The organism is Shewanella sp. 10N.286.51.B7, from assembly GCF_002873615.1.
Taxonomy (GTDB): Bacteria; Pseudomonadota; Gammaproteobacteria; order Enterobacterales; family Shewanellaceae; genus Shewanella; species Shewanella electrodiphila.
The window spans coordinates 1-4,718 of the sequence record NZ_MCUF01000080.1; the positions used below are offsets into that span (position 1 = coordinate 1).

Consider the following 4,718-nt stretch of genomic DNA (forward strand, 5'->3'; position numbering starts at 1 on the left):
CCATGTCTGGACTCACGCGACTTTCTTGCTACCTCAATTCAAATTGAATCTTCTAGCTAATTAAAACTAGATATTTTAGTTTTTTAAATTGACACGAATACAGTTAAATCGGAGAGATGAAAATTCGGGTGTAAGCGCGGCTGTGCCCGTCCATGACATGGACGTCATGGCCGAGCAGTCAGGGACCTTTTGAATTAAATAAAGAATGCAGCGTCTCGCAGTTGTATCTGCACAAAAGCCTGCGGCAGGCAATGGATTAGATTGAAGTGACGACTCTCATTAACAGAGCCAATACTGATGAAGTACAAAGTTTATGCTAGTAACTCGTTTATGCCCCTTTGCGACTTACATCCGATAAGCAGTACAGATAAGCAGTACAGATAAGCAGTACAGATAAGCAGTACAGATAAGTAACAAGCCCGTTGACCTACTTTGCTAATCGATAAGTGACTGCTGCTGATTACTTCAGATAAGGCATCAATTTCAATGTTCACTTTGGAAATATTTGTGCTCGTTTATCCAATATCACTCTGGTAGAGTGTATATAAATCAATAGCTTTACTTTAGTAAGGCTTAAATAATAGGTTTATTAAATGTGCATGCGCGTTTGCCAAATAAACGCGTATGCGCACTATACAAATGTTATGCATAAGGATTAACTATGCCAGAAAAATTCGTAACTACTTGGTTTCGGGCCTCAAAAGGGACTTATGAGAAAAATACCGGAATTATTAAAACTAAGATGGAAAAGTTTTATAGTGAACGGTATGTGGATATGGACGAGTACGCTGCGCTGCTTGCTCAGTCTTACAACGAGCTCGATAAACAAGGTTATGATGTTGTAAATGTTGTGCCTACTTCTGTTGGGCAATCCGAAACGTGCGTGCAACGCGATAGTACGTATGTAGGTGATGTGGGTTTCTCAATCACTAGGGGCGCAGTTGTTGTTGGCAAGCGGCGAGACTAATGCATAACCAAATGCATCAATTCGCAGCCTTCGGCTGCCGGACGCTCGCAAACTCGCGCCGTTGTGCGCGGCGTTATGTTCTCTGGAGTACTTATGTCTCAAAGTGATTTAGCTGAGAAATCGGTGAACTATCAACTGATTGAAAAGATGATAGATAAAGCTGATGTGACAACAATATTGGTTGTAATTACAACCACGATAATTACTGTACTCACTATTTATTTATCAACAAGGTCGCAGAGAAATATTGAAAGTAATAAGAAAATTAAAGAGTTACGAAATGAGTTTTCTGATTACATTACAATGATTATTTATATAAGTGAACTCTACGACACCTTTGCAAATAAAATCAAAGTTCATAAAAAGCGAGATGAAAAATCAGGTCAAATTGATGGAATGCTATCCGAATATGAAAACATTGATAACAGTCTACTGAAAGCAAAGTCTTCACAGATAAAATTGATTCTTTTGCTTAATGAATGTGGCTACCAAAATGTGTCATTTGAAAAGCGTATTAAGCTACTATACGAGAATGTAAAAAGTGAAAGCCCGAGTATTGAATCAAACTGCGAAAGCGCAATAGACGAATTCAAGAAGCTATCGAGTGAACGAACATAACAAGTGCTTTAAATGGAACAAAAAAAACAGTGGGTTACGTTCCGCTTCGCTACACAGTATAAGCCACCATTTTAGTCCGCTTATTGCGGCGTTACCGAATATCCGCTTGCCATATTCACTACTGAGATTCATCACTTTACGAGCTTTACTCTATCCAATTTCTGTCCAAAACATGTCGGGACGTAAACCATTTACCTTCTATTAATGGTTTGCAAGCGAACATATTCTAATGTTTTCCACCACCTATCTCGTAATTCTAAGCTAGAACAAATTACCAACAATGCTATTCAGATAATGTGATACTTTATCTGTCTCAAACCTCTGTATTATTGGGATAAATCTATGTGGATAGCGCTGACAATCCTTGCCGCTTTTATGCAGTCTTGGCGTAATGCATTTCAAAGTGAACTGAGCCAACAAGTGAAAGTTAGCGGTGTTACCCTTGCGCGGTTTATTTGGGCTGGGCCTATTGCGGCCGTGTATCTCATTAGTCTCTATCAACTGCAACCCAGTAGCTTGCCGAGCTTTAATTATCAGTTTTATGGCTTTGTGATTGGTGCATCTTTAATGCAAATCCTTGCTACGGGGTTGATGGTTAAATTATTCCAACTGAAAAACTTTGCGGTTGGGGCAGGGCTTGCTAAAAGTGAAGCCTTAGTGGCCGCCATATTAGGTGTACTGTTTTTTGGTACTAGCTTGAGCTTGTTAGGTTGGCTCGGGGTTATTATTGGTGCTGTTGCTGTCATGCTACTGAGTACGCAAAAAGGGGTTAAACGTTTATCGCTTAATACCATAGTGCTGGGTATTAGTAGCGGTATTGCGTTTGCGTTTACTTCGCTATGGGTACGAGAGGCGAGTTTGCTGTTAATGGTCGACTCTGCAGTTTCTGCTCCTATTCCTTTTACTCACCGCGCTGCTTGGGTGCTGCTGTCAGTGATTGGCTTGCAAACTATTATTCTAGTGACTTATCTAGCGATGAAAGACCGACTGACGTTATTGGCATTATGGCAGCGACCAAGGCTGACGATTTTGAACAGTGTTTGCAGTTGTATCGCATCCATTGGTTGGTTTAGCGCGATGTCATTGCAAGCGGTGCCTTATGTAAAAACCTTAGGTCAAATTGAAGTGTTTTTTACTATGCTCATCAGCGTTTTTTGGCTCAAAAAAAAGATTAAGGTAAATGAAGTATTAGGGTTAGTGCTAATCGCAGTCGCCGCAATTTTAGTGATGTGGACCTAGTGCGTACTTAATCATTAAGTGTTTTAAACTAATGATGAAATAATGCCAAAAGGTGATTTTAATTTGTTGTTTTTTCATACTATACTGGCGTAAATAAAACCAAGAAGTTCGATTCAGGGAGTGTTTTATGCGTTATTCTTTTCGGCTAACTCGTATCGCGTTGGCGTGCGCCAGTTTATCTTTAGTATTCAGTAATCATTTATTCAGTGCCACTATAGATGCTAATAGCATACCTACTGGCACGTCTACCTCCGCAGTAACTAATGCTAGCAATGATATGCCACCTGCAGCTTTTACTCCTGAGCAAGTCACTACGCCTCAAGACAGCGAATTTGATTGGTTGCAATTATCTTCACTTGAACTGCTAAAAGGTGAGATTAAGAACCTTTATGATGATCAATTAGAGTTCGAAAGTGATGAGTTAGACACCTTATTTATCGATTGGGAAGATGTAAAGGTGCTGCAAAGTGCTGATGTGGTGAGTATTGGCTTTATGGATTTAAGCACCCAAAGCGGCAAGCTATTAGTCCGAGATGGCAAAATGTATATAGACGGGCAAGAATTTCAGCGAGATCAAATTCTAACGATCATTGCAGGTGAACAATCTGAGTCTAATTATTGGTCGAGCAAAATTAGCTTAGGGGCAAACTTTCGCTCAGGTAATACGGAACAAATAGACTATAGCGCCATTGCTAAAACGAAACGTCGTACTACTGAATCTCGTTTCAATATTGATTATATTGGGAATTATTCAAAATCGGACAGCGAAGAGAAGATTAACAATAATCGTATTAATACCAACTTTGATTGGTTTTTATCAAAGCAGTTCTATTTACGTCCTGTGTTTGCCGAAATTTATACCGACAAGTTTTTAAACATTGAATACAAGGTTACTGTCGGTTCTGGTTTGGGTTATAACATTATTGATAACTCGAAAACGGAGTGGAGTATTTCGGGCGGTCCTGCATATACATATACCAAGTTTAATAATGTTGAAGATGGTGAAAGCACTGATAGCAGTTCGGCTACAGTGGTGGTTGAAACGGTGTACGATACTGAATTAACCAGTGATATGGATTTTATTACTTCTTATCGTGTGCAATACGGTGATGACGACTCTGGTGGCTATACTCACCATGCTTTGGCGACATTAGAGATTGAGCTAACCGACATTTTTGATTTAGATTTATCGTTCGTGTGGGATCATACCGCCAGTCCGCAACCTGATTCAGACGGTTTGACGCCGAAAAAAAATGATTATCAATTTATTGTGGGCTTTGGTATCGATATTTAAGTGAGTTTTTAGGCTTACAAGTTAACGTTAAAGGCTCAGTATTGAGCCTTTTTTATTTCAGCTGTCTCGTTCTGGCATGTGTTTTGATTGTAATGACTATAGCCATTAATCACTAAGTGGCTGACTAAGGTGCCAATCAATGCACCCGCAAGTAAATCCCCTAAGTAATGATAGTTCTGACCCAATTGTCCCATCAAAACAGCCACCATTGAGCTACACCAAAGCAACCGATATCGCGGCGCAAAGTGCCAAAATAGACTGGCAAAAGCAAAGGTGAGCAATGCATGACCTGATGGAAATGAATGAAAGCTATTAGAAAGTGAAAAGGGGTGAAACTCTTCAACGCCATGGGTAATCCACGAAAGATTATCGTTAGTCCAGGTTTCTGGCCAAGTACGGCCAAAGACCATTTTAGCGCTTACGCGCACTATGGTGGCAACGATGGCGACAAGTATAATAAGTCTGCGGAATTGAATAAACTGATTACTTCGTGACTTTAAACTGAATATCACAAATATGATTGCAAGTAGTTCTAGAAGTAATGGGGTGTTTGATAAGGTTTGTAAATATAAATTTTTCTGTACATTTTCATTAATAAAT

General features: G+C 39.6%; 5 protein-coding genes. 4 read left to right on the plus strand and 1 reads right to left on the minus strand.

What is annotated here, in order from left to right:
- The first annotated feature begins 661 nt into the window (after positions 1–661).
- The 4 genes from BCU84_RS18930 to BCU84_RS18945 all read left to right on the plus strand — a co-directional run bounded on the left by BCU84_RS18930 (position 662) and on the right by BCU84_RS18945 (position 4,118).
- Positions 662–967 carry a hypothetical protein gene (locus BCU84_RS18930; protein WP_102529609.1) on the plus strand — a complete coding sequence of 102 codons (306 nt, stop codon included), beginning with the start codon at positions 662–664 and terminating at the stop codon, positions 965–967.
- Positions 968–1,060: 93 nt separating this feature from the next.
- Entirely contained in the window at positions 1,061–1,585 is a 525-nt protein-coding gene (locus BCU84_RS18935; protein WP_102529610.1) for a hypothetical protein, read from the plus strand.
- Positions 1,586–1,927: 342 nt separating this feature from the next.
- Entirely contained in the window at positions 1,928–2,824 is an 897-nt protein-coding gene (locus tag BCU84_RS18940; protein WP_102529611.1) for a DMT family transporter, read from the plus strand.
- Between the two features lie 127 nt (positions 2,825–2,951).
- Positions 2,952–4,118 carry a DUF481 domain-containing protein gene (locus BCU84_RS18945; protein ID WP_229368106.1) on the plus strand — a complete coding sequence of 389 codons (1,167 nt, stop codon included), beginning with the start codon at positions 2,952–2,954 and terminating at the stop codon, positions 4,116–4,118.
- Between the two features lie 35 nt (positions 4,119–4,153).
- On the opposite strand, the gene BCU84_RS18950 is transcribed toward BCU84_RS18945, so the two are convergent.
- Positions 4,154–4,718, minus strand: a 565-nt coding sequence (locus BCU84_RS18950) for a phosphatase PAP2 family protein (RefSeq protein ID WP_102529612.1), incomplete at its 5' end; no start/stop codon positions are given.